27 protein-coding genes are annotated in these 24,835 nt (G+C 47.4%); 26 read left to right on the plus strand and 1 reads right to left on the minus strand.

The genetic code is table 11. The annotated features are described in order from the left end of the window. Positions 1-145 precede the first annotated feature (145 nt). The 16 genes from ychF to rlmH all read left to right on the plus strand — a co-directional run bounded on the left by ychF (position 146) and on the right by rlmH (position 15,635). Positions 146-1,246, plus strand: coding sequence for a redox-regulated ATPase YchF (gene ychF / locus IRJ25_RS10525; RefSeq protein WP_031424089.1), 1,101 nt, complete (start codon positions 146-148; stop codon positions 1,244-1,246). A 130-nt stretch (positions 1,247-1,376) separates the two neighbouring features. Further along, positions 1,377-1,664, plus strand: a complete 288-nt coding sequence (rpsF, locus tag IRJ25_RS10530) for a 30S ribosomal protein S6 (RefSeq protein ID WP_015880230.1) — start codon at positions 1,377-1,379, stop codon at positions 1,662-1,664. A gap of 37 nt (positions 1,665-1,701) precedes the next feature. Next, on the plus strand, positions 1,702-2,211 hold the full coding sequence (gene ssb, locus IRJ25_RS10535; protein WP_015880231.1) for a single-stranded DNA-binding protein: 510 nt from the start codon (positions 1,702-1,704) through the stop codon (positions 2,209-2,211). 43 nt (positions 2,212-2,254) lie between these two features. Continuing rightward, complete coding sequence (rpsR, locus tag IRJ25_RS10540; RefSeq protein ID WP_015880232.1) at positions 2,255-2,485, plus strand: 30S ribosomal protein S18; 231 nt, start codon at positions 2,255-2,257, stop codon at positions 2,483-2,485. Between the two features lie 152 nt (positions 2,486-2,637). Further along, positions 2,638-4,629 (plus strand): DHH family phosphoesterase, encoded by a 1,992-nt coding sequence (locus IRJ25_RS10545; protein WP_269318254.1) that lies wholly within the window; start codon positions 2,638-2,640, stop codon positions 4,627-4,629. Beyond that, on the plus strand, positions 4,626-5,069 hold the full coding sequence (gene rplI / locus IRJ25_RS10550) for a 50S ribosomal protein L9 (RefSeq protein ID WP_015880234.1): 444 nt from the start codon (positions 4,626-4,628) through the stop codon (positions 5,067-5,069). The genes IRJ25_RS10545 and rplI overlap by 4 nt, the downstream gene beginning before the upstream one ends. A 17-nt stretch (positions 5,070-5,086) precedes the next feature. Then, positions 5,087-6,439, plus strand: coding sequence for a replicative DNA helicase (gene dnaB, locus IRJ25_RS10555; RefSeq protein WP_015880235.1), 1,353 nt, complete (start codon positions 5,087-5,089; stop codon positions 6,437-6,439). 158 nt (positions 6,440-6,597) lie between these two features. Continuing rightward, positions 6,598-7,887, plus strand: a complete 1,290-nt coding sequence (locus IRJ25_RS10560; RefSeq protein ID WP_078145962.1) for an adenylosuccinate synthase — start codon at positions 6,598-6,600, stop codon at positions 7,885-7,887. A 121-nt stretch (positions 7,888-8,008) separates the two neighbouring features. Next, complete coding sequence (gene yycF / locus IRJ25_RS10565; RefSeq protein ID WP_015880237.1) at positions 8,009-8,719, plus strand: response regulator YycF; 711 nt, start codon at positions 8,009-8,011, stop codon at positions 8,717-8,719. Between the two features lie 3 nt (positions 8,720-8,722). Beyond that, positions 8,723-10,564 (plus strand): cell wall metabolism sensor histidine kinase WalK, encoded by a 1,842-nt coding sequence (gene walK / locus IRJ25_RS10570; protein WP_074035234.1) that lies wholly within the window; start codon positions 8,723-8,725, stop codon positions 10,562-10,564. Beyond that, positions 10,564-11,946, plus strand: coding sequence for a two-component system activity regulator YycH (yycH, locus tag IRJ25_RS10575; RefSeq protein ID WP_159563197.1), 1,383 nt, complete (start codon positions 10,564-10,566; stop codon positions 11,944-11,946). The genes walK and yycH overlap by 1 nt, the downstream gene beginning before the upstream one ends. Then, the gene (locus IRJ25_RS10580; RefSeq protein WP_159563198.1) at positions 11,933-12,757 is read left to right on the plus strand and encodes a two-component system regulatory protein YycI; all 825 of its coding nucleotides are present in this window, start codon (positions 11,933-11,935) and stop codon (positions 12,755-12,757) included. Before yycH ends, IRJ25_RS10580 begins: the two co-directional genes overlap by 14 nt. Before the next feature lie 13 nt (positions 12,758-12,770). Then, positions 12,771-13,562 carry an MBL fold metallo-hydrolase gene (locus tag IRJ25_RS10585; protein ID WP_015880241.1) on the plus strand — a complete coding sequence of 264 codons (792 nt, stop codon included), beginning with the start codon at positions 12,771-12,773 and terminating at the stop codon, positions 13,560-13,562. Positions 13,563-13,613: 51 nt separating this feature from the next. Further along, positions 13,614-14,873, plus strand: a complete 1,260-nt coding sequence (locus tag IRJ25_RS10590; protein ID WP_159563199.1) for a S1C family serine protease — start codon at positions 13,614-13,616, stop codon at positions 14,871-14,873. Between the two features lie 37 nt (positions 14,874-14,910). Then, positions 14,911-15,072, plus strand: coding sequence for a CxxH/CxxC protein (locus tag IRJ25_RS10595; RefSeq protein WP_015880243.1), 162 nt, complete (start codon positions 14,911-14,913; stop codon positions 15,070-15,072). 83 nt (positions 15,073-15,155) lie between these two features. Beyond that, positions 15,156-15,635, plus strand: a complete 480-nt coding sequence (gene rlmH / locus IRJ25_RS10600; protein WP_074034007.1) for a 23S rRNA (pseudouridine(1915)-N(3))-methyltransferase RlmH — start codon at positions 15,156-15,158, stop codon at positions 15,633-15,635. A 208-nt stretch (positions 15,636-15,843) separates the two neighbouring features. On the opposite strand, the gene IRJ25_RS10605 is transcribed toward rlmH, so the two are convergent. Next, the gene (locus IRJ25_RS10605; RefSeq protein WP_214784579.1) at positions 15,844-16,422 is read right to left on the minus strand and encodes an NAD(P)H-dependent oxidoreductase; all 579 of its coding nucleotides are present in this window, start codon (positions 16,420-16,422) and stop codon (positions 15,844-15,846) included. Between the two features lie 175 nt (positions 16,423-16,597). On the opposite strand from IRJ25_RS10605, the gene IRJ25_RS10610 reads away from it, so the two are divergent. The 10 genes from IRJ25_RS10610 to IRJ25_RS10655 all read left to right on the plus strand — a co-directional run bounded on the left by IRJ25_RS10610 (position 16,598) and on the right by IRJ25_RS10655 (position 24,632). Continuing rightward, the gene (locus IRJ25_RS10610) at positions 16,598-17,140 is read left to right on the plus strand and encodes a TetR/AcrR family transcriptional regulator (protein ID WP_214784576.1); all 543 of its coding nucleotides are present in this window, start codon (positions 16,598-16,600) and stop codon (positions 17,138-17,140) included. A 236-nt stretch (positions 17,141-17,376) separates the two neighbouring features. Then, positions 17,377-17,979 (plus strand): DUF4230 domain-containing protein, encoded by a 603-nt coding sequence (locus IRJ25_RS10615; protein WP_214784573.1) that lies wholly within the window; start codon positions 17,377-17,379, stop codon positions 17,977-17,979. Between the two features lie 36 nt (positions 17,980-18,015). Next, entirely contained in the window at positions 18,016-18,570 is a 555-nt protein-coding gene (locus tag IRJ25_RS10620; protein WP_264093156.1) for a GNAT family N-acetyltransferase, read from the plus strand. 172 nt (positions 18,571-18,742) lie between these two features. Beyond that, complete coding sequence (locus IRJ25_RS10625) at positions 18,743-18,988, plus strand: acyl carrier protein (RefSeq protein WP_214784567.1); 246 nt, start codon at positions 18,743-18,745, stop codon at positions 18,986-18,988. After that, positions 18,985-20,391 (plus strand): AMP-binding protein, encoded by a 1,407-nt coding sequence (locus IRJ25_RS10630; RefSeq protein WP_264093155.1) that lies wholly within the window; start codon positions 18,985-18,987, stop codon positions 20,389-20,391. The genes IRJ25_RS10625 and IRJ25_RS10630 overlap by 4 nt, the downstream gene beginning before the upstream one ends. 49 nt (positions 20,392-20,440) lie before the next feature. Further along, the gene (locus tag IRJ25_RS10635; RefSeq protein ID WP_269318255.1) at positions 20,441-21,892 is read left to right on the plus strand and encodes an MBOAT family O-acyltransferase; all 1,452 of its coding nucleotides are present in this window, start codon (positions 20,441-20,443) and stop codon (positions 21,890-21,892) included. 21 nt (positions 21,893-21,913) lie between these two features. After that, positions 21,914-22,849 carry a hypothetical protein gene (locus IRJ25_RS10640; protein WP_269318256.1) on the plus strand — a complete coding sequence of 312 codons (936 nt, stop codon included), beginning with the start codon at positions 21,914-21,916 and terminating at the stop codon, positions 22,847-22,849. A 5-nt stretch (positions 22,850-22,854) separates the two neighbouring features. After that, complete coding sequence (locus tag IRJ25_RS10645) at positions 22,855-23,331, plus strand: peptide-methionine (S)-S-oxide reductase (protein WP_269318363.1); 477 nt, start codon at positions 22,855-22,857, stop codon at positions 23,329-23,331. 118 nt (positions 23,332-23,449) lie between these two features. Then, positions 23,450-23,971 (plus strand): sigma-70 family RNA polymerase sigma factor, encoded by a 522-nt coding sequence (locus IRJ25_RS10650; RefSeq protein ID WP_269318257.1) that lies wholly within the window; start codon positions 23,450-23,452, stop codon positions 23,969-23,971. Continuing rightward, the gene (locus IRJ25_RS10655) at positions 23,961-24,632 is read left to right on the plus strand and encodes a DUF3600 domain-containing protein (RefSeq protein ID WP_264093152.1); all 672 of its coding nucleotides are present in this window, start codon (positions 23,961-23,963) and stop codon (positions 24,630-24,632) included. Before IRJ25_RS10650 ends, IRJ25_RS10655 begins: the two co-directional genes overlap by 11 nt. The last annotated feature ends 203 nt before the right edge of the window (positions 24,633-24,835 follow it).

Here is a 24,835-nt window from a genome sequence, read left to right on the forward strand (position 1 = left end):
TTTCTTTAGGTTATGAACGTGAGTTGCGGTTTAATCGTGGACTATCTATAATTGTGAAGGATGTGACGGTGTGGTGTACTGAATGTACCCACTCCACAGACGGCTTAACATTTCCCGGGAAACACCGGATGAGGAGGAAATACTAGTGGGATTAACAGCAGGAATTGTCGGATTGCCAAACGTCGGGAAATCGACATTGTTTAATGCGATTACACAAGCAGGAGTCGAGGCGGCCAACTATCCGTTCGCGACGATCGACCCGAACGTCGGCGTCGTAGAAGTACCGGATGCGCGCCTTGATCGATTGACAGAACTCGTCAAACCGAAAAAAACGGTACCAACAGCATTTGAGTTTACAGATATCGCTGGAATCGTGAAAGGTGCGTCAAAAGGTGAAGGTCTCGGAAACAAATTCTTGGCGAACATTCGCGAAGTCGATGCGATTTGCCAAGTCGTCCGTTGCTTTGAAGACGAGAACATCACGCACGTCGCAGGTCGTGTCTCACCAATCGATGACATTACGACTATCAATCTTGAATTGATCTTAGCTGATCTTGAGCAAGTCGATAAACGAATCGCACGTGTTCAAAAAATGGTGAAGGCAAAAGATAAAGGTGCGGTACAAGAACTTGAAGCACTCGAAATCGTGCGAGATGTTCTTGAATCAGAGCGCCCGGCACGTGTCGCTGAATTATCAGAAGATCAACTCGCGATCGTCAAACACTTCCAATTGCTTACGATGAAGCCGATGCTTTACGTGGCGAACGTGAGTGAGGATGAAGTGGCAGATGCCGATTCGAACGAGTTTGTACAAGCAGTCCGTGATCACGCGGCAACAGAAGGGTCGAAAGTCATCGTCATCTGTGCACGAATCGAAGAAGAAATTTCAGAACTCGAACCGGAAGAACGCCTCGAGTTCTTACAAGATCTCGGAATCGAAGAGTCAGGACTTGATCAATTGATCCGTGCGGCTTACTCGACACTTGGTCTTGCGACATACTTCACGGCAGGTGAGAAGGAAGTTCGTGCATGGACGTTCAAACAAGGGATGAAAGCCCCACAATGTGCTGGTGTCATCCACTCTGACTTCGAACGTGGATTCATCCGTGCCGAAGTCGTGTCGTATGACGACCTTTCAGCAGCAGGAAACATGACGACGGTGAAAGAACAAGGGAAACTTCGTTCAGAAGGAAAAGAATACGTCTTCCAAGATGGCGACGTTGTCACGTTCCGCTTCAACGTATAAGTTGATTTACGGAAACGTATTGTAAAAGTCAAGGAAGTTTGATAGTATATTATGACGTGAGTAAAACAATTGTTTGCTCCTTGCTCCTACAACCGGTAGGGGCCGTTAGTCCAAGAGGAGGTGAAAGATAATGCGTAAATACGAACTTCTTTACATTATCCGTCCATCAGTTGATGAGGAAGCGAAGAAAGCTTTAATCGAGCGCTTCAACAACGTCATCACTGAAAACGGTGGTACTGTTGAAAAAACAACAGACATGGGTAAACGTCGTTTCGCTTATGAAATCAACAAGATGCGCGAAGGACACTACGTTCTTCTTAACATCGTTGCTGAACCTAAAGCGATCTTAGAAACAGAGCGTCTCATGAAGATCTCTGACGACGTTGTCCGTCAAATGACAACAAAAGACGAGCGTTAATCCTTAACGTTTCGTATCGTGAAAGGGGAGCTTGGAGATGATTAACCGAGTTGTGTTAGTTGGTCGATTGACTCGCGATCCCGAAATGCGTTATACGCAGAGCGGAATCGCCGTAACACGCCTTACTCTCGCTTGCGATCGTCCATTCGCTGGACAAGATGGGAAGCGCGAGACGGACTTTATTGATTGTGTCGTTTGGCGCAAACAAGCAGAGAACGTAGCACAATACTTGAAAAAGGGCAGCATGGCCGGCGTTGACGGTCGCCTTCAAATCAGTAGTTACGAAGGACAAGATGGCCAACGTCGTTACCGGGCAGAAGTAGTCGCAGACAGCGTACGCTTCCTTGAACCACGCGGAGCCTCAGGGCAACGTGAGCAAGCACCATCTGGAGATGTCTTCGGTGGTGGTGAATCAAGTGGATCAGGATGGGGCGCAGGAGCCGCTTCGACTTCATCTCAGTCCTCGAATTCGAATAAAGGTTTTGACGCAGATCCGTTCTCGGGTGGCGGCAAAATCGACTTGTCAGATGATGATTTGCCATTCTAATCATCATGGACAATAAAAACTAACCTATAAAGGAGGTCTTCACATGGCACGTCGTCCAGGAGGTCGTCGTCGTCGTAAAGTATGTTTCTTTACGTCGAACAACATCACTCATATCGATTATAAAGACGTAGAATTGCTCAAACGCTTCGTTTCGGAGCGTGGTAAAATTCTTCCACGTCGTGTGACTGGTACTTCAGCGAAATACCAACGTCCACTTACTGTCGCTATCAAGCGCTCACGTCAAATGGCTTTGCTTCCATACGTTGCAGAGTAATTGTTTGACGAACGGCTTATCCTCTTGGATAAGTCGTTTTTTTGTATTTCATCTCGTCTGTAAGTGTGTAAGTGAAACCGACGAATATGGTATGATAGAGCAGAAACCTTTACGATTCCATGGGTGAACATTACTCATTTTAGGAGGCATACATGCACAGTGGTGAAGCATTAACATCCGTGAAGAACCAATACGCGCGGCACATGATTCCATACGTGATTGGATTCCTTGTCTCGTTAGGATTGGCGTTCTACAACATTGTGGCGGCAATCACCCTGTTTATGGGCACGCTGATTTTTTTCATCTATCAGCAAGTGACGATGCGACGGGAGCGTAAAAATTGGGAACAGTATGTCCTCTCTCTCTCTCATCAAATCGAAGAGGTCGGAAAAGAAGCATTGACGACGATGCCGATTGGGATTTTAGTCTTTGACCAGGACCGACGGATCAGTTGGTATAACGAACAATCACGATTGATTTTCGAACTCGATATGGCGATTGGAATACCGCTTGATGCGCTCCATTCCGCCTTCGATGAATTGATTGAAGAAGAAGAGGATGAAGCCACGATTGAAGTGGGTGACCGTGTCTATCGTGTTTATTACAATCAAATCCATCAAACCCTCTATTTATTTGATATGACCGAAGAAGCGGAGATGGAACAAAAGTATGTTCAAACGCAGACGGTTATCGGTATTTTGTATTTAGATAACTATGACGAGATGTCGACTGCGGTGGATGAACAGGTCCGTAGTGAAGTCAATCGTCGGGTGACGGTGCTCCTCAATCAATGGGCGCAGCGGCATCATATCTACATGCGTCGTACAGCTGCGGACCGCTTTTTCCTCGTCATGAATGAACGGACGTTATCTGAACTTGAAAACAACCGCTTTTCAATCTTGGATGAAGTGCGTGATGCGACGAAGGAACAAAGAATCCCGTTGACGTTATCAATCGGGATTGGGTGCGGTGAAACGACATTGACGGAGCTCGGTAATCTCTCTCAGTCGAGTCTAGATTTAGGACTTGGCCGTGGTGGTGACCAGGCAGTCGTTAAGCGTCATAATGGGAAAGTTCGTTTCTTCGGCGGGAAGACAAATCCGACCGAGAAGCGAACGCGTGTCCGGGCACGTGTCATCTCGAACTCGATGCGTGACCTCATTCGGGAATCGAGCCGTGTCCTTGTGATGGGACATAAGAATCCAGATATGGACTCGCTCGGGGCTTCCATCGGTGTCATGAAATTGGCTGAGTTTGTCGGGCGCGAGGCGTATGTCGTCATTCCATCCGGTGAGACGAGTGTCGGGATTCAGCGGCTCGTCCATGAAGTAGAGAACGATGACTCGTTATACAGCCAATTCCTGACCGAGTATGAGGCACAGCCACTCATCGATGAACAGACATTACTCGTCGTCGTCGATACACACCGTCCGTCCCTCGTCATTTCAAAAGACATTTTGGATCGGTCGGAGCAGGTCGTCGTCATCGACCACCATCGTCGCGGGGAAGAGTTTATCGAAGATCCGGTTCTCGTGTATATGGAGCCTTACGCATCATCAACGAGTGAGCTCGTCACAGAATTGATTGAGTATCAGGCGGGAAGCCGAAAGCTCTCGATTTTAGAGGCGACGTCACTTCTCGCGGGGATCATGGTCGATACGAAAGGATTTACGCTCCGTACGGGATCCCGTACGTTTGATGCGGCATCCTTCTTACGGATTCAAGGTGCTGACACGGTTCTCGTACAGCACTTCATGAGACAAGACCTCGATGCTTATATCGAGCAGTCTCAGATTTTGAGAAACACCGAAATTTATGCAGGTGGGATGGCGATTGCGGTCGCTTCTGACGACGAGGCACACCATCAAGTGTTGATTGCTCAGTCTGCAGACCAGTTGCTGAATATGGAAGGCGTCAAAGCCTCGTTCGTCATCGCCGTCTTACCGGACGGACGTACGGGAATCAGCGCGCGGTCGCTCGGCGACGTCAATGTCCAAGTCATCATGGAAATGCTCGGTGGCGGTGGCCATTTGACGAATGCAGCGACGCAACTTGAAGTGAGTCGCGAACAAGCGAACGTCATGTTGAAAGAGGCAATCGATCATTATTTAACAGATGAAACTGAAGGAGAGGAATTAGAATGAAAGTCATTTTGAAAGTAGATGTAAAAGGACAAGGGAAAGCTGGAGAAGTGAAAAACGTGGCCGATGCTTACGCTAAAAACGTCTTGTTCAAGAAGAACTTAGCAGTGGAAGCGACACCAGGAAACCTGAAAGCATTCGCGGCGAAAGAACGTCGTGCCGAAGAAGCAGCAGAAGAAGAGTTGAACGAAGCGAAACGACTCAAAGAGAAGCTTGAAAAAGAGACGATTGCCGTCACGACAAAAGCCGGTGAAGGCGGTCGCGTGTTCGGTTCGGTCACGAGCAAGCAAATCGCGGATGCCCTTAAATCGATGGGTTACAAAATCGATAAGCGTAAAATTGAACTCGAGCATCCGATCAAGGCGCTCGGTTTCACGAAAGTGCCAGTGAAGTTGCACCATGACGTCGTCGCGACGTTGAATGTACATGTACAAGAAGCTTGAAGGTGAGGTAGAGACGGATGAGTGATGCGATTCAAGTCAATACACCACCGCATAGCGTGGAAGCGGAGCAAGCCGTCTTAGGGGCAATCATCCTCGATTCGGATCGGTTGATTACGGCCTCAGAGCGGGTCGACCCGGACGACTTTTATCGTGTCAGCCACCAACGCATCTTTGAAGCGATGCTAAAGATCAATGACCGAGGCGAGCTCGTCGACTTGGTCACGCTCAGTTCCGAGTTACAGGCGCAAGGGATTTTGGACGAAATCGGAGGCCTCAACTATTTGGCGGAGGTCGCGGAATCCGTTCCCGCCATCGGGAACATCGGCTATTACTTGAACGTCGTCGACCAAAAGGCGGCACTCCGTCGCCTGATTCGAACTGCGACCAACATTGTCTCGGATGGTTATGAGCGTCAAGATGAGGTGGATTCTGTTTTATCTGATGCCGAGCGAAATATTCTAAAAGTATCGCAGCGAAAAGGACAATCGAGCTTCCACCCGATTGGTTCTGTCTTATCCGATGCGTACTCGACGATTGAAAAGCTGCATCAGTCGAGCGGTGAAATCACCGGGATTGCGACCGGGTTCACGGATTTGGATAAGATGACGGCCGGTTTCCAACGAAACGATTTGATTATCGTGGCCGCCCGTCCATCTGTCGGGAAGACCGCGTTCGCCTTGAACATCTCGCAAAACGTCGCGGTCCGTACGGGTGAGAACGTCGCCATCTTCAGTTTGGAGATGGGTGCCGAGCAACTCGTCATGCGTATGTTATGTGCGGAAGGGAACATCGATGCCCAGCGCCTCCGGACCGGTCGTCTTGAAGCGGAAGATTGGGGTCGTCTCTCCCTTGCGATGTCGTCGCTCTCACAGGCAGGCATCTACATCGACGATACACCGGGTCTTCGGGTCAACGAAATCCGAGCCAAATGTCGCCGATTGAAGCAGGAACATGGTCTCGGGATGATCATGATTGACTACTTGCAGCTCATCGTCGGGAACGGGAAACCGGGCGAGAACCGCCAACAAGAAGTATCGGAAATCTCACGTACGCTCAAAGCAATCGCACGGGAACTACAAGTACCGGTCATCGCCTTGTCTCAGCTCTCACGTGGCGTAGAGAGTCGTCAAGACAAGCGACCGATGATGTCCGATATCCGTGAATCGGGAGCAATCGAGCAGGATGCCGATATCGTCGCCTTCCTCTATCGTGATGACTATTACGATAAAGAGAGTGAAGACGCCAATACGATTGAAATCATCATTGCGAAACAACGTAACGGTCCGACCGGCACGGTCAAGCTCTCCTTCAGGAAAGAGTACAACAAGTTCGTCAATATGGAGACGCAAGCCTTCGCACCACCGATGTAACGTCGGTGGTGTCTTTTTTTGTATAGGATTAGATCAAAATGACGAACGAATAGTTACATCTTATATAAAACGTTCGGTATTCAATTGACTTTCTTGCTTTTCAAGTGTACACTTACGGATGGTTTGAACAGAACGTTGATTAATAAGGAGGATTCATTATGTCATCAGTAGTCGTAGTGGGAACGCAGTGGGGCGATGAAGGGAAAGGGAAGATCACCGATTTCTTATCGAAACAAGCCGAAGTCGTCGCGCGTTATCAAGGGGGAGACAACGCTGGTCACACGATCGTCTTCAATGATACGAAATATAAACTTCACCTCATTCCGTCTGGGATTTTCTATTCGGATAAGACGTGTGTCATCGGGAACGGGATGGTCGTCAACCCGAAATCACTCGTGACAGAACTCGCTTACTTACATGAACGGGGTGTGAGCACGGATAACCTCCGGATCTCGAACCGGGCGCATATCATCTTGCCATACCACCAGCTTCAAGATCGTCTCGAAGAAGAGGCGAAAGGTGACGCGAAAGTCGGTACGACACTGAAAGGAATCGGTCCAGCGTATATGGACAAGGCGGCACGTATCGGGATTCGCATCGCCGACCTTCTCGACAAAGAAGTGTTTGCGGAGAAGCTAAAGACTGTACTTGAACTAAAAAATCGCATGTTCGTGAAAATGTATGAAGTCGATCCAATCGAGTTCGATGACATCTTTGAAGAATACTACGCGTATGGTCAACAGTTCGCGAAATACGTGTGTGATACATCGGTCGTGTTGAACGATGCGCTCGACGAAGAGAAAAAAGTTCTCTTTGAAGGGGCTCAAGGGGTCCTTCTCGATATCGACCATGGAACGTATCCGTTTGTCACATCGTCGAATGCTGCATCAGGCGGCGTATCGAGTGGTGCCGGAATCGGGCCATCGAAGATTCATCACGTGGTTGGTGTCTGTAAAGCATATACGTCACGCGTTGGAGACGGTCCGTTCCCGACAGAGCTCGACGATGAGATTGGTCATACAATCCGTGAAGTCGGGAAAGAATATGGAACGACAACAGGTCGTCCACGCCGTGTCGGCTGGTTCGACTCGGTCGTCGTGCGTCACTCACGCCGCGTCAGTGGGATCACAGATCTTTGCCTCAACTCAATCGATGTGCTGACAGGTCTTGAGACGCTCAAGATTTGTACATCGTATGAGTATGAAGGAAAGCATCTTGACGAGTATCCACCGAACTTCCGCGTCCTTGAGAAGTGTGTACCGGTATACGAAGAGCTTCCTGGCTGGACAGAGGATATCACAGGGGTTCGTCGCTTTGAAGACCTTCCGGAGAACGCACAGCGTTACGTGCGTCGCATCGAGGAATTGACAGGAATCGAATTGTTGACGTTCTCGGTCGGACCGGCTCGTGAACAGACAGTCATCTTGCGTGATATTTACGAAGCATAAGAAAGGGAGCCACCGGGCTCTCTTTTTCTATTTCCACGGAAATGGACCACGCTTTCTAAGCTGTTTAAAAAGAGTTACAATGTAGGCATGTACGTTTAATGATAAGAGGAGGACTCACTGAATGGATCGTACGATTTTAGTGGTAGATGACGAACAACCAATCGCAGATATATTGAAGTTTAAACTTGAAAAAGAAGGTTACCAGGTGCACGTTGCCTATGACGGTGAAGAAGCACTCGTCAAAGTAGAAGAGATTCAACCGGATCTCATCTTGCTCGACATCATGCTTCCGCTCAAGGACGGCATGGAAGTATGCCGTGAGGTGCGGAAGAAATACGATATGCCGATCATCATGTTGACGGCAAAAGATTCCGAGATCGACAAAGTACTCGGACTAGAGCTCGGCGCAGACGATTACGTCACAAAGCCGTTCAGCTCACGTGAATTGTTAGCCCGTGTCAAAGCGAACATGCGACGTCATGCGACAGCACCGGCGCCAGAAGCAAAAGGAGCCAACGCGAACGATATCGTGATCGGCGACTTGACGATTCATCCGGATTCGTACATGGTGACGAAACGGGATGAGAAGATCGAATTGACACATCGTGAGTTCGAATTGATTCATTACCTCGCCCAAAACATCGGGCAAGTGATGACGCGGGAGCACTTGCTCCAAACGGTATGGGGCTATGATTACTTCGGTGATGTGCGTACCGTGGATGTCACAGTACGTCGTCTTCGTGAAAAAGTGGAGGACAATCCATCGACTCCGACGTATATCATTACGCGTCGTGGCGTCGGGTATTATTTGAAGGCAGGAGAAGAAGATTAAACGATGAAACGGACGAACTTCTTTAAATCAATCCAGTGGAAGCTCGTCGTCATCTATGCGCTGCTCATTCTCGTTGCGATGCAAGTCATCGGCGTGTACTTTGTGCGTTCTTTGGAACGGCAATACATCAACAACTTCTCGCAGTCACTTGTCGACCGGGCGAACCTACTGAGCTATAACATCAGTGAGGGGACTGCCGCGAACGAGAGTGACTTGACCACGGACCAGCAGTTGAACCAGTTACTGGATCAGCTGCTGTCTGAATTTACAGAGAGCACGACGCTAGCTGACGACATTCGAGAAGTCCAAATCATCGACACGAACAGTGTCGTCCGGGCAACCTCGAACCAAAATAATCAAAGTCTCGTCGGACAACGGACCGCGAGCACGTTCATTCAAAAGTCATTCGCGACAGGCGGGGCGCAAGAGACGCTCGTCTATGAAGATTCAAATGACCGAATGCGCGTCGTTGCCGTTCCGATCAAGTCGGAAGTGGACGGTACGACGACCGGGATGATCTATATCGAGGCATCGATGAAGTCCATCTACAACCAGATGGAACAAGTGACACGTATCCTCGCAACAGGGACGTTGATCGCACTCATCATCACCTCGTTCCTCGGAATTCTCTTATCGCGCACCATCACGCGACCGATTGCCGATATGCGGAGGCAGGCCGTCGAGATGCGGAAAGGGAACTTCTCACGAAAAGTTAAAGTGTATTCGGATGACGAGGTCGGTCAACTCGCTTACGCATTCAATGAATTGACGGACGAGTTGATGGAGGCGAACGCGACGACGGAAGCCGAACGACGCCGCTTGACGAGTGTCCTTGAGAACATGTCCGACGGTGTGGTCGCGACCGACCGCTCACTACGGGTCATCTTGATGAACGACCAGGCGCGCGACATGATTGGGGTCGATGAAGAAGAGGCGATGGGGACGAATCTACAAAATCTCCTCGCATTCGAAGAGGAAATCATCATTCCGGAAGACGGCACGATGCCGACAAAACTGATTGACCTCAGTACGGACGAAGAATTGTTCCTCGTTCGTGCCTATTTCTCACCGATTCAAAAACATAGTGGACCAATCACAGGTCTCATCGTCGTCTTGCATGACGTCACGGAACAAGAACAGGTCGAACAGGACCGCCGTGAATTCGTTGCGAACGTCAGTCATGAATTGCGGACACCGCTCACGACGATGCGTAGTTACTTGGAGGTTCTTGCAGAAGGTGCTTATCAGGATGAGGAATTGGCGCCACGTTTCTTAGAGACGACGCAAAACGAGACGGAGCGGATGATTCGCCTCGTCAATGACTTGTTGCAGCTCTCGAAGATGGACAGTAAAGAATATAAGATGCAGAAGGTGAAGTTCGACTTCGTGCAGTTCTTTAACGATATCATCGACCGTCATGAGATGACGAAAGGGGATGCGATTCAATTCCGTCGCAAACTGATGAAGCGTCGCGTCTACGTGCATGCCGATCAAGATAAGATGACTCAAGTCATCGACAACATCATCACGAACGCCATCAAGTTCTCACCAGAAGGTGGGACGATTACGTTCCGGACGATGCTTCGGGCGAAACGCCTTGTCATCGGCATCAAAGACGAAGGGGTCGGGATTCCGAAGTCGAACTTAAAGAAAATTTTCGAACGTTTCTATCGTGTCGATAAGGCGCGGGCGCGAAACATCGGTGGTACAGGACTCGGTCTATCGATTGCCAAGGAAGTTGTATCTGCTCACGGTGGCGACATCTGGGCAGAGAGTGAATTTGGAAGAGGTACAACAATTTACTTCACAATCCCGTTCGATACGATTGTGGAGGTGAATGATTGATGAAACGGTTTACGATTGCAAAGCCGGAACTGTGGAAGTCGTTCATTTTGCTCACGTTAATCGTCACGTCGATTGTTCAAACCATCATCTTGTGGGACTACCATCCCACGTATCAGGCCGTCCAATCTGAAACGCAACTCACGACGGTGGACGAGTCATTGCAGCGTCGAGCGGACCAGGTCATCATTCCCGTTCAAGCGGTCGTGCATGACAACAATGCTGTGTTCGCTTCAAAGAATACACCGAAGCAACTGATGCGTGTCATTCGGGATTCGTTTGAAGCGAGTGAGTTCAAGCCGCTCGCTGTGAAAAACGTCCCGAGTTTCTATACGGATATCAACGAGGGACTGGAGTTGATCTTACCGGAGGCCTACTATGCGGACACGCTCAGCTATATGCTTCCGGGAACGTATAGTCTGTCTGGGAAGATTCCACAGCGAATCCTCATCTATATGGATGACAGTGCGTTCAACATTCGTGCCATCATGAGCGACCAGTCCATTTGGGAAGGGAAGTTGACGAAAGTCGGAAACGGCGATGTGAACAGTCTTTTCTTAAAAAACTCGAGTCGAACGATGAAGCGCGTGACGTATACGGATGAACGCGTGAATTATATCCCGGTCGTCGGACCTGAGATGAATGAGTTGTTCGCGTATGACGTGTCGTCGATTCAAATCGATACTCGTCTCGACTGGATGCGAGATACGTTCTTCCCAGGTGACCCGAACGTTCAAGAAGTCGACCCGGCAAGCTCGGTCGGGGCGTTGACGAACGGTGTCAGTGTGGCAGAATACGATGCGAAATTGAATGCGAGTCGCTATCGAAACCTGTCTCGGAATAGCACCGAGCGTGATACAGCAATCGGGTTAGATTCCATTGTGGAATTCGTGAACTTCCACGGGGGATGGGTCGATGAAGCGTCTGAGAATCAAGGGCTGTCTCTTCGATTCGATGCCATCACACCGGCCAATAAAGGATTTGAAACGACCGTGTTCCGTTTTCACGTGAAAGGGTATCCCGTCTTCAGTCAGCGTGAGGCGTTTATCAACAACGATGCCATCGATTTATCCACATTACGTGTGGAAAACGACGGGGCACAGGTCCGATCGATCACACGTAACCACTTGGAAATCGATCGCCTGATCACCGTCGGCACGACACAGTTGGCTGATGCGGATGAAGTGCTCGGTACGCTCATCAACTCCGGACGATTTGAGAACGTGACCGAGATTCGAATCGGTTATGAGATCGAATATAACGAGGACACAAGCCGCTATGTGACGTTTTCACCGAACTGGTTCGTGCGTGAGGCGGGCCGTTGGGTCCCATACAATCAAGGAGACGATTGGACAGAAAGGATGATGTATCGTGGATTGGAGTAAAGCGAAATCGATTTTAATCTTCGCCTTCCTCGCCTTGAACATCTATCTGTTGTTTCAATTGCTGACGGAAACATGGGCGACCGAAGTCGTGACGAATGACAACACCTCGATCACGCAGATTTTAGACCAGCGGAACGTCGATCCGGCAAAATTGCCACGGATGGGTCGAGATATCGGCTATTTGACGGGTTCGTCTGAAGAGATGTCAGCTGCGATGATCACGAAAAATCGGGAGGCGCAGCTCGCGACGACGCTCGACAACATGCAACTCGAAGTCGAGTTGAAACAACCCGTGCCGCTCGATGCGAAGGATTTGCGGACGACCGCTTCGACGTTTGTGGCGGAATATGTTCCGTTTGGAAACGAGTACGCCTACTGGCGCTACGATGAAAAAACGAGACAGGTTGCTTTCGTACAAACATTCGAGGACAACAAGATTTTTTCAGCACCTGAAGTCGAGGGTGGCACGGAAATGTACATCGGTCCTTCCCTCATCCTCATTCAGTTGAACGAGTCGTTCGAAGTGACGGATTATAAACAGCGTCATTTAAAAGACCTCTCCTCAAAAACGCAAGATGACCTCGTGTTGACGGCCAGTGAAGCCATCTCACAACTCGCGTCTCGGAAGTACTTCCAACCGAACCAGGAGATGCGGGCCATCAATACCGGATTTTACAGTTTACCGCTCGACAGCTCTGGCAGTTTGATCATCATGCCACCGCTTTGGTCGATTGGAATTGATGATCAGGTCTACTTCGTCAATGCAATCGATGGAACAGTCGAGCACGTGGAGTTTGAAACGAAAGAATGAAAGGAGTGATTGCGTGACTTTACAGTATAGTGTGTTAGCGAGCGGGTCGACCGGAAACGCCCTCTATATCGAGACGGAACGGACGAAGCTGCTCGTCGATGCCGGATTGACCGGAAAAGCGATGCAACAGCGCATCGAAGCCATCGGTCGGTCATTTGACGGAATCGACGCACTGCTCGTCACCCATGAGCACTCCGACCATATTAAAGGTGTCGGGATATTAGCACGTAAGTATAATTTACCGATTTATGCGAATGCGAAGACATGGGCGGCGATGGAATCACTGATTGGAAAGATTGATCCTGCCTTGAAGTTTCAAATCGAAGTCGGAGATGTGAAACAGTTCGGGGATATCGAAATCGAGACGTTCAACGTGAGCCATGATGCGGCAGACCCGATGTTTTATCAGTTTGCCCATGACGGGAAACGATTAGCCCATATCACCGACACGGGTTATGTCTCGGACCGGATGAAAGGGATCATCCGTGGAGCGGACGACTTCATCTTTGAGTCGAACCATGACGTCTCGATGTTGCAGATGGGGCGTTATCCATGGAGTGTCAAACGGCGAATCCTCGGCGACTATGGCCACGTCTCGAACGAGGATGCAGCCATCGCGATGAGTGAGGTCATCGGTGACCGCACGAAACGGATCTATTTGGCCCATTTAAGTAAAGACAACAACATGAAAGAGCTCGCACAGATGAGCGTCTCACAAACACTCGGTATGCGAGACGTCGACTTAGGTCGAATCAAATTGTGCGACACGGACCCGACAATCCCCACTTCACTCGTTTCTTTATAAGGAAACTTGGGAAAAGACAGTTATCACACTGTCTTGAAGGGGGGACGCGTCGTGAACGAAGAGAGACACCATGAGTATGAACCTCAAGACGTCGAACCTGAAGTACACGAAGCAACAGAAGAGAAATCGACGTATCCGTCTCGGAGCGAATGGCGACCGAAGCAAGAGGAGCACGTACGCCATAAGCCGAGACCAAATATAAAACCGTTGTTACTCGGAGGGGTTGGCGGATTCTTAGGAGCGGCTTTGTTTTTTGTCATCGTGATGCTCTGGGATTCGCCGACCTCTCGTTTTGTGACGAATGAACTGACGCGGACCGAACAGGCCGTCACCGTCACCGAATCGGACGTCACGACCGCTGTCCTTGGGGCGAAGACGTCCGTCGTCAGCATCACCAATATCCAGCGTGCGTTCACCTCGGACTCGCAATGGGAGGCGGGTGCCGGATCCGGTGTCATCTATAAAGTAGAAGGAAACACGGCCTATATCGTCACGAACTTCCATGTCATCGAAGAAGCGGACGAGGTCAACATCGCCTTTTCCGATGGTCAAATCGCATCGGCAACCATTTTAGGCGAAGACCCGCTCAACGACTTGGCTGTCGCTGAGGTCGAGTTACCAAAAAACATCGATGTGGAGCCGATTGTTCTCGGTGACTCCACCGTTCTCCAAGCTGGCGAGACCGTCATGGCCATCGGAAATCCGCTTGGTGTCTTCTCAAACTCGGTTACGCGTGGTATCGTCAGTGGTGTCGAGCGGACGGTGCCGGTCGATACGAACAGCGACGGCTTGATGGATTATAACGCGGAAGTCATTCAGACGGATGCGGCCATCAACCCGGGGAATTCGGGAGGTGCGCTCATCAACATTCGTGGAGAGCTCGTCGGAATCAATTCGATGAAAATCGCCGAGGCGAGCGTAGAAGGGGTTGGATTCTCCATTCCCGTCAACGTGGCGCTACCGGTCATTGACATGTTAGAACGCGACGGCAAGGTGACGCGGGCACAGCTCGGTGTCACGATTCAGGAAGTCATCGCTGTACCCGGAAACGTCCGAGAAGAGTATGGGATCTCCTTCGACCAGGAAGACGGTGTCTTCGTCGAAGAAGTGACACCGGGTAGTCCGGCTGAAGAAGCGGGACTGCGTGTTGGAGATGTCATCACGAAAATCGGAGACCGGGAGATCAAACGATACGTCGATTTACGCGATGCGTTATATCGGGACGCGACGGTCGGTGATACAATCTCCATTGAGTATTTACGTCGCGGAGAAGCAAGCGAAACCGAGGCGACATTAACTGAAGCAACATAAAGAAGCGGCGACGCTTCTTTTTTAAGGAGGAAAAACTGTGGAAAAAAAAGTATGCAAGGAACATGTTGAAATCGCTTTAGACATCATTGTGGATGAAACAGGTGAATACCCGTTGCTAGAGGAATTATCCACAAGTGAACACGTGACATGTGAGTTCTGTGAAGCCGATGCAACATATATTGTGTCAAGCAAAAACTAATTATCAACATGTGGATTTGTGGATAACTCTGTGGATAACCCTATGGATAACTCCAAAAAAACTGTGGAAAAAGGAAGAATTGGATGAATATTTCAATTATCACGGTCGGCAAACTGAAAGAAAAATATTTAAAACAAGGAATTGCCGAGTATACAAAGCGGCTGTCTGCCTACGCTAAAGTGCAGGAAATCGAGGTCTCAGACGAAAAAGCACCCGAGCATTTGAGTGAGGCAGATATGTTACTAGTAAAACAAAAGGAAGGCGAGCGGATTTTGGCGAAGATATCCCCAGATACGCACGTCATCGCCTTGGCGATTCAAGGAAAGCAGCGGACGAGTGAAGAGTTCGCCCGTGAACTCGATCAACTCGCGACGTATGGAAAGAGTAAAATCGCCTTCGTCATCGGAGGATCGCTTGGTCTGTCGGACGATGTGATGAAACGAGCGGATGATACGATTTCGTTCTCGAAGATGACATTTCCCCACCAACTCATGAAGCTCGTGTTGTGTGAACAGATATATCGGGCATATCGGATCAATCGGAATGAGCCGTATCACAAATAAACGTTATTTCTGAGGTACAGATATTAACGAACTCTCTTCTCTTTGTTATTTACGTGAAGCAAATGAATTTAACAAAAGCGAAGAACGTGACTATTCATGAAAATCATCTAAGTTGGACCTCAAATTTATGTTGCTACTGGCTATTAAAACAAAATTTGAGGTCATGGATGATATATGAATCACAAAAAGTTTGGTTGTGCACTGTAGATTACACTGAAATACGCTTCGCTACTCTATCTAAAAATCTTTTTCTTCGATGATCTTTCCCACTACTCGTAAACGGACTATTCAACCATTTCACATTTTTAAGTCCAATCCCTTTGAATGTTCTACGAATAAGAGTCCCTTCAATGGGATTCCCGGCCAGAAATTTTAAATACCACGTTGGCACTTCAGAAGTAGAAATGACAGTGGTTTTTTTAATATGAGTTAGTAATCCTTTCAATCCAGTAGATTCCTCTACATAGGCAAAATTTTTTAACATGACCTTGTCAAAAAAACCTTTTAAAATGGCTGGAACATCAAACCACCAAACAGGGAAGATAAAAACTAACTCATCACTGTCACTTAGCATCTTCTGATATTGATTCACTAAGGGATCTTGGGATTGACCTTTCGAGTAAAGAGATAAATCAGATTCACTTAATACAGGATTGAATTGATCCTTATTTAAGTCAATGATTTGGTAATCTTTTTTCCGACGGACTAACTGTTCAATTGTTGTATCCATAATAGATTTATTGAAACTACCATGCCATGGATGAGCAAGAATGATTGTTGTTTTCATAGGTAACCCTCCTACTATTTTTAGAATTTAAATAACCTTTAATTTGAGCATATGCTTTTATTTGAACAATTGCTCAAATAATATATCTGCAATATAATGTTAGTGTAGACGCTAGGTCAATAAGTAGAGAGGTATTTATACAAATCCCTCATTTTGTACAAATTAAGGAGTACTTATGCTAAAACAAAAACCAATAAACACGAATTCTAAGAGATCAATCAATCTTTTAGTGGATACTATGTTGGAATTAATGCATCGAACGAATTTTACGAATATCACCATATCAGAACTTACTAAAACTGCGGGATTGGCGCGAAATACATTTTATGCTCACTTTGATACGAAAGAAGATGTACTAACCTATCATATGTATCATATATTTCGACAGAGGATTCAACTTGCCTCAACAGAAGCGAAACAGGAGCAACTTGATTTCGATACGTTGTATTTTGAAATATGGAGTGACAACATCGAGTTTTTAAATCTCTTAAAAGAAAATGATTTACTTCCGATTTTAAATCGCTTTGAGGAACATTTCGATTTACTTTGTACAGATTTTCAAATTTATGAGAATTGCAATGTATCTGAAAAAGCAGAAGTTTATGCGAATGCGGTATACGCGGATTCATTAGCAAGCATTGTAAAAAGGTGGATGAAGACTGGCATGAAAGAAACTCCACAAGAGTTAAGTAACATTTTTAAAGAATTCATACGATGAACATTGTTTATGATATTTGTTCGGATCTCAAGCATGATTACTGAACTAAAAAGCATTTGGAGACGAATAATACTGAGTGAGTAGATGGGTCTCAAACCATCTACTCTTTTATTTGAAAAAACTAATTTAATTGAATAAAAATTAAATTTATGGAATTAAAGTAGGTATAATATGTATATGAAGGATTCGTTACATAATTTTAGAAGGTACTTGAATACATTAAAAGGAGATTGATTATGAAAAGAATGATTGGAAGAGTTTCATTTGTTTTACTCACACTCGTCTTGATTGGTGTCATTGCGATTGTAGTGATCAAGCCAGGTGTATTTTCAACTAATCAACAGGCTGATGTATCGCTCGTCAAAGATCGACTCGTCGAATTGACGGAGTTGACAACGTTAAAGTATGAATACAGCAACGTCATTGTCAGTCGAAACACGACATCCGTATCGTTGATCGGATTAAAAGATGTCAAACTAGCGGAAGCAATCAAGCTGATTGAATACTCAGGATACCTCAAGGCGGGTACGGACCTCTCTAGCATGGAGGTCTCTTACAATGACACGACTGAGAAATTGACTGTCACTGTACCTCACTCAACCATTTTGGACAACGTAGCGAATACAGATGATGCTGTAGTGACAGATGTAAAAGGGACACTTTTTTCTGACTACCCCTCGCAATTGATTTTTGATGAAATCAATAAAGAGAAGGCAAAAATGGAAAAGACTAAGATCGATCAAGGTTTGCTGACAGAGGCAGACGAGCGCATTGAAGCGTTCTTGACAGAGTTTTTAAAGAATAGCGGTTATGAAACGGTGGCAATCGAGTTCAAATAATCGTTTACAAATTTTTTATACCACAAGGAGACTACGATGAACGCTACGATTCACCTCCTAACAAATCGACTAGATCCAAACTTTCTAAACACCTTCGAACGTTTTCAGGAAACGCATCGCATCTATGCCGTGGATTCAAATGGTGAGCTTTATCAAAAAGACGAGTACTATATTGATGAATGGGACGATGCGAAAAAGAAACAGGTCATCGAGATTCTCAACTACTACATCGATCGTGGCGGAGTTGTTGTTGCAATCCAAAATGACAAGACGTTACTTGGCTTTGCCGGACTGAACGGACAACCGCTCGGAACGGAAGGCCAGTATTTGAATTTGGGTTTCATTCATGTGAGTCGTCCTTGCCGAGGTCAGGGAATCGGGATGCGATTATTTGAACGTGTCTGTCAGGCAGCAATCGAACGGAGTGCGAAAAAACTATACATCGGGGCGAATCCGGCCGTTGATACGTATCATTTCTACAAAGCGATGGGATGTACGTTTGCCGAAGAAATCGTGCCAGAAGTCTACGAGGCAGAACCACTCGACTTACAACTCGAATATGTTTTATCATCTCCTGAGACTGCATCATAACGATGTGGTCTTTTTCATGCAAAAAATCGCTCAACTTCAAGCTTTATCTCCTATGAAGAATTGAGGATTTCGAAAAATTGTGATAGAATCACAAGGCAAATGATTATCATTATCAGTTGATAAGAATAGATGGAATCGAATAAGGTTGAGTGAATGTGAAAGGATGAATACAATGAGCATGCTTGAAGCATATAACATGGCATTTCGAAATGGATTGGAACTAGAGGACGATGTGGTCCTTGAAGAGATGAAGCTTGGGGAATCGACAGAGTGGGATTCGATTGGACATATGACCCTCATCGCCGAAATCGAGGACGCGTTTGACGTATATATTGACTCGGATGAAATGACAGAGTTCCATTCGTATCAGTCTGGTATTGCGTTGTTGCAACGCCTCGGTGTGGACATCCAATCATGATGCTTTTTCAAACACTCGAGCAGTACACGAATCGTGAGGCGGTCTATGCGGACCGCTCTTATTCATATAGAGAGATGGTGGAAGTCGGGGACTCGATTTGTCAAGAAGTCGGCGAACGGTCGCTCGTCTTCTGCTTATGTGCTAACCGAGTCGAGTCGCTCTTCGCATATATCGGCTTTCTCCGTGGACGGGTCGTCCCGGTCTTGCTCGATGAAGATATTCCAGTAGAACAATTACAGAAGCTGATGGATCGGTATGAACCAACTCACGTATGGGCTCCTGAGACGAGGGAGGATTTGGCGAACTCGTTGGATGCCTTCTATGGATATGGCGGCTACGCTTTATTTGAAACAGGAGCAGCAGCTCACCATTTACTTCATGATGAATTGGCTCTTTTGTTGACGACTTCTGGGAGTACAGGAAGCCCGAAATTTGTCCGCCTCACTTATAAGAACCTATCAGCGAACGCCACATCGATCATCGACTATCTCGACATCGATCAAACGGATAAACCAATCACGACACTTCCGATGAACTATTCGTATGGACTCTCCATCATCAACAGTCATCTGTTGAAAGGGGCGACCCTCATCCTGACAGACCGTTCGATCGTTCAAAAGGAGTTTTGGGAACTGTGTCGTGCCGAAAAGGCGACGACGTTTGGTGGGGTCCCGTTTCATTATGAGATGCTGAAACGATTGAAGTTTGAGACGTACGACCTCCCAAGTCTGAAGAAGTTGACACAAGCCGGTGGCAAGTTAGATCCGAAGCTTGCGCAGCACTTCGCAACGGTATGTGAAGAGAAAGGGATTCAATTTTTCATCATGTACGGTCAGACGGAGGCGACGGCCCGGATGTCGTATTTACCGGATCGGATGCATGCGAAAAAAGCAGGTAGCATCGGAATTGCCATCCCTGGTGGATCGCTCACGTTGCGTGACGAAGCCGGAAATGACATCAAAGAGGCGAACGTGACAGGCGAGTTGGTATATCAAGGCGACAACGTGTCGTTTGGGTATGCGACCTCGTTAGCGGACCTTTCAAAAGGTGATGACAATCACGGTGTTTTACGAACAGGTGACATGGCGTATCGCGACGAGGATGGATATTTCTTCATCGTCGGCCGAATCAAGCGCATGATCAAACTGTATGGCAGTCGAATCAGCCTAGACGAAGTCGAGGCGCTCCTTCGAGAGCATGGACATGATTGCGTCTGTGCCGGGGAAGACGACCAGCTATACGTGTATACGTTACAAGATGACGTCGCATGCATTCAAAAAATCATCAAAGAACAAATCAAGGTGAAAGGTGTTCGGGTGATGCAGATTGACGAGATTCCGCGGAATGCGTTCGGGAAGATTCGTTATGCTGCATTGCCGAAGCGAGAACTTGTGACCACCTGATTGTCAGGAATCGGTACATCGTCAAGTTTCATAACATCAGGTGGTAAATATGACTTTTATTTCGATTGAATTTCTCTTATTTTTAACCCTCATCGTCGGAACGTACTATGTGGTTCCACATCGATACCGGTGGGTGCTCCTTTTGTTGGCGAGCTATGTCTTTTACGCCACGTTGAGCGTTCAATTCATCCCGCTCCTGCTGATCAGTACTGCCTTTACGTACGTCATCGGGATTTTGATCGAGAAGCAAGAGAGGAAAGAACAGAAAAAACGGCTCATGTGGGTCGGTGTCTCGGTGCTCGTCTTCTTCCTCGGCTGGTTCAAATATTTTAATTTCGTCAATGATTCGCTCCGTTCGTTCGCCGCATGGAGCGGATTTGATTATGACGTCCCGTATAGAGAAATCGTCTTACCGTTGGCGATTTCCTTTTATACGTTCCAGGCCATCAGTTACGTGGTGGACGTCTCGCGCGGGAAGCAAAAGGCGGAGCGTCATTATGGCTATTTCTCGGTCTATTTTGCCTTCTTCCCGCAACTTGTGGCGGGTCCGATCGAGCGGGCGAAAAAACTGTTGCCACAGTTGAAGACGGAGCAACATCTCGACTACGACAACATCAGCTATGGCATCCAGCGCATCATTTGGGGTTTCTTCAAGAAGACATTGATTGCCGATCGGTTGGCCCCGATTGTCGCGAGTGTGTTCAATAGCCCGGACCCGACCGGTTCGGAGATTGTGCTCGCGACGATGTTGTTCTCGATTCAATTGTTCGCGGACTTCTCGGCATGCAGTGACATCGCGATCGGCTGTGCACGCTTACTCGGGATTCGCTTATCGGAAAACTTCAAGCAACCGCACTTCGCCGTATCGATTGCCGACTTCTGGAACCGCTGGCATATCACGCTTTCGATGTGGCTACGGGATTATATCTTCATGCCACTCGCGAAAGGAAAGAAGAAACGCGAACAAATTTATGGTGCCATCCTTGCGACATTTTTAGTAAGTGGAATTTGGCACGGAGCCGCATGGAACTTCGTCTTATGGGGACTCATTCATGGAATCTATCGCGTCTTCGGAGATCATACGAAACAACAACGTGAAAAAATGGCGTCATGGGTCGGATTTGACCGTGTGCCGACACTGCATCGGTGGTGGAAAATCGCCATCACGTTCCAGCTCGTCTGTTTCTCACGTGTCTTCTTCCAGTCGCACTCCATGGCGGAGGCGTTCTCGCATGCCAAACTGTACGTGACGCCTTCTTCATGGGCACCGTCAGGCATGTTGCAGGCGATTCAAATCTTCTCATTGCTCGATTTGATCATCTTCCTCGTCGTCTTTGTCGTCGTTCATCTGTTCCAACATATCGAGCGGACGAGAGGTTCGGCTTGGGATTGGATGGCACGTCAGTCTGCCGTGACGAGTGTGGCCATCAACTTGTTCTTGATTATCTCAGCGTTCTTATTTGGCGTGTCGAGCCAAGGATTTGTATACGGTGGGTTCTAAGATGGATGGAAAGGAATTAGCATGAAGCGTTTAGGAATCAAAATAGGTGTCGTATTACTCGTCATCATCGCAATCTTCATTCCCGTCAACGAGTTCGTGAAAGAGTCGTGGGAATATAATAATAACCGAGCTGTCCTTGCCTTCAAGCAAGACCCTCACCCGGTCGACATCATCAATTTGGGGACGTCCCATGCGATGTACGGGTATTCATTCAAGTCGCTTGGATTATCGCATCTGGATTTGGCGTTACCGAGTCAGCCAATCGAATATGACTTGAAGATGTTAAAAGAATACGATGAACATCTGAAGCCAGGTGGGGTCGTGATTGTGTCGTTATCACAAATCACCTTCAGCAATTCGAACGTCGGTCGGAAAGAAAACTACTATCGCGTCTTGGAACGGGAAGACTTGGAGTCGGTCAGTTGGTTCAACTACTATACACACGAACGCTTCCCTGCACTGAACAGTGGGAGCGCGTACGCCGCCATTTCCCGGGAAATCCGAGATTTTCGCTTCGATGCGCATAAGCCATGGGAGAATGGGGGGCTGAACTATTCCGAGCGTAAGTATGAGGAAGTCGCCGCCCAATATGAGAATGCCGTGAACAATCACGAGATTGAAGAGAATATGGCATATTTACAAGACATCATCGATTATTGCAAGAAGCAAGGCTATCGCGTCGTCTTAGCGATAGAGCCGGTCCATTCATCGTATCATGCGTATTTTGACGAAGCGATCATGGAACGTCTCGTGTTTCAGCACCTAGAGAAGCTGGATTTAGATGTTCCTTTCCTCAATTACATGGGGGATGAACGGTTCATTCACAAACAATCCTTCTTCCATAACCCGGACCATTTGAATGGGGACGGGCGAACGTTATTGTCTACGCTTGTTTATGAAGATTTGAAGCGGTTGGGGTATATTCAAGATGAAGATGATAATATGGAACGGGAGTGATTCCAATCGAAACAATCTATTTAGCGGGCGGATGTCTATGGGGCGTTCAAGAATTTGTGAGGACATTACCTGGCGTCCTTTCGACTGAAGCGGGACGTGCGAACGGAACGACGGACACGTTGGATGGGGAATATGACGGATATGCGGAATGTGTCAAAACGACGTTCGATCCGGATGTGGTGACGGTCGAAAAATTGATGCACTATTTATTTGAAATCATCGACCCATACAGCATCAATCAACAAGGAATCGATGTCGGCGAGAAGTATCGGACGGGCGTCTACAGTGAGGAGTCACGACACTTGGTGGAGGCGCAAGCGTTTATTGATCGACGATCGGATGCGGAACGAATTGCTGTTGAAGTGAAGCCGCTCACGAACTATGTGCGAAGTGCGGACGAGCATCAGGACCGCCTGACGCGTTGTCCGGACGATTATTGTCATATCCCGAAAGACTTATTAACAAAATATCAGAACGGTTAATTATCAAAGGCGTCTCTTCTGAGATGCCTTTTTCATTTTTTTCCAAATGAGTAAAGCCAAATGCATGCGTTTCCTGTCTAATAAGTGTAAGGGAAAAAACGAAAAGGAGGGATGTTCGATGAAACGTCTCATTCAAAAAGCGCAACGAGGCAATGATCAAGCGTTCTTAAAAATCTTTCAGCATTACGAGGCCGACCTATATCGGATGGCCTACGTATATGTCAAAAATCCGGACGATGCACTCGATGTCGTACAAGAAGTCGCTTATCAAGCATTTAAAAAGATCGGGATGTTACGGGAACTACAATTTTTGAAGACGTGGTTGATGAAGATCACCATCAACTGTGCGCTCGATGTCATGAAGAAGAGACAAAATGTGATTCAATTGAAGCCGGAGTTTGAAGAGTCAATCGGAATTGCGGAAACGGATTACGCGATAACGATGACACTCGCTGATATGATGGATTCTCTTCATGAGGATGAACGCAGTGTGGTCGTGCTGAAATATTATCAGGACTACACGTTTCAACAAATCTCAGATTTATTAGAATGGCCGATTGGTACGGTGAAGACAACCTTGTATCGGGCCGTCGATAAATTGAGACGAGAATGGAAGGAGGCTGATTGCTATGGATCGTGAGATGAAGCGAGTGTTGGCAGACATCGAAATTCCGGGTGAGCTACGGGAGCGGGGGCGCCAAGGTGTGAAGCGAGCGAAACAAGAAATGCGCCGGGAACCAGGATTTATCCGTCGGCGGTTGATGACGGTCGGAATCGCAGCGGCACTACTCATCCCTACTGGTGCATTCGCTTATCAATCCCTCTTGGCGGATGAGTTATACGGTTCGTTTGGCGAGATGAAAGTACATATCGTCAGTGCTACTTTAGAGAAATACTTGTTATTGGACGCCAAATTGAATCAAGCGAAAGGAGTATTGGGTGAGGCAGAATATAAAGAGTTCGAGCGAGGTCTGAGCACCTTCACGGATACGCGAATCGCTTATGGAAATACGAACGGAAATGTCGATTATGAAGCGATTCCGAAGGCGGAACGAGCGGAAGTGAAGCAGGCACTTGCTGATCTTCAGCCATACTTCGATCAATTGAACGATCAGCCTGCTGCACGTGACGTGTTGACTGCTGACGAATATGACGCATATATCGAAGCGCTTATGCGAGAAGAATCGATCCGAGTACGTGCTGGGGAGTATGTCGAAGACATGCCGGATGAGTTGCGACAGTCTTATGAAGAGGCACTCGCGATTATTCGAGAGGTCAATCGGAAGCAACAACAAAACTAGTCATGGTTCATAAGGATGGGAAAATATGTTATCTTCATCATGTTCTAATTCAGAAAATGAAAAAGAGGTACAAACATGTTCACATTCGGAATCATTGGTGGTGCAAGTCTTCTTTTAGTGGCGTTCGTCTTCGGTGTGACATATCTTGTCATCCGATCCATTGTAAAAATGATAAAAAAGTAAAAGAAGGAGGTGGTCACTCA

The organism is Exiguobacterium sp. KJ 601 (assembly GCF_027161185.1).
GTDB classification, from domain to species: Bacteria; Bacillota; Bacilli; order Exiguobacteriales; family Exiguobacteriaceae; genus Exiguobacterium; species Exiguobacterium profundum.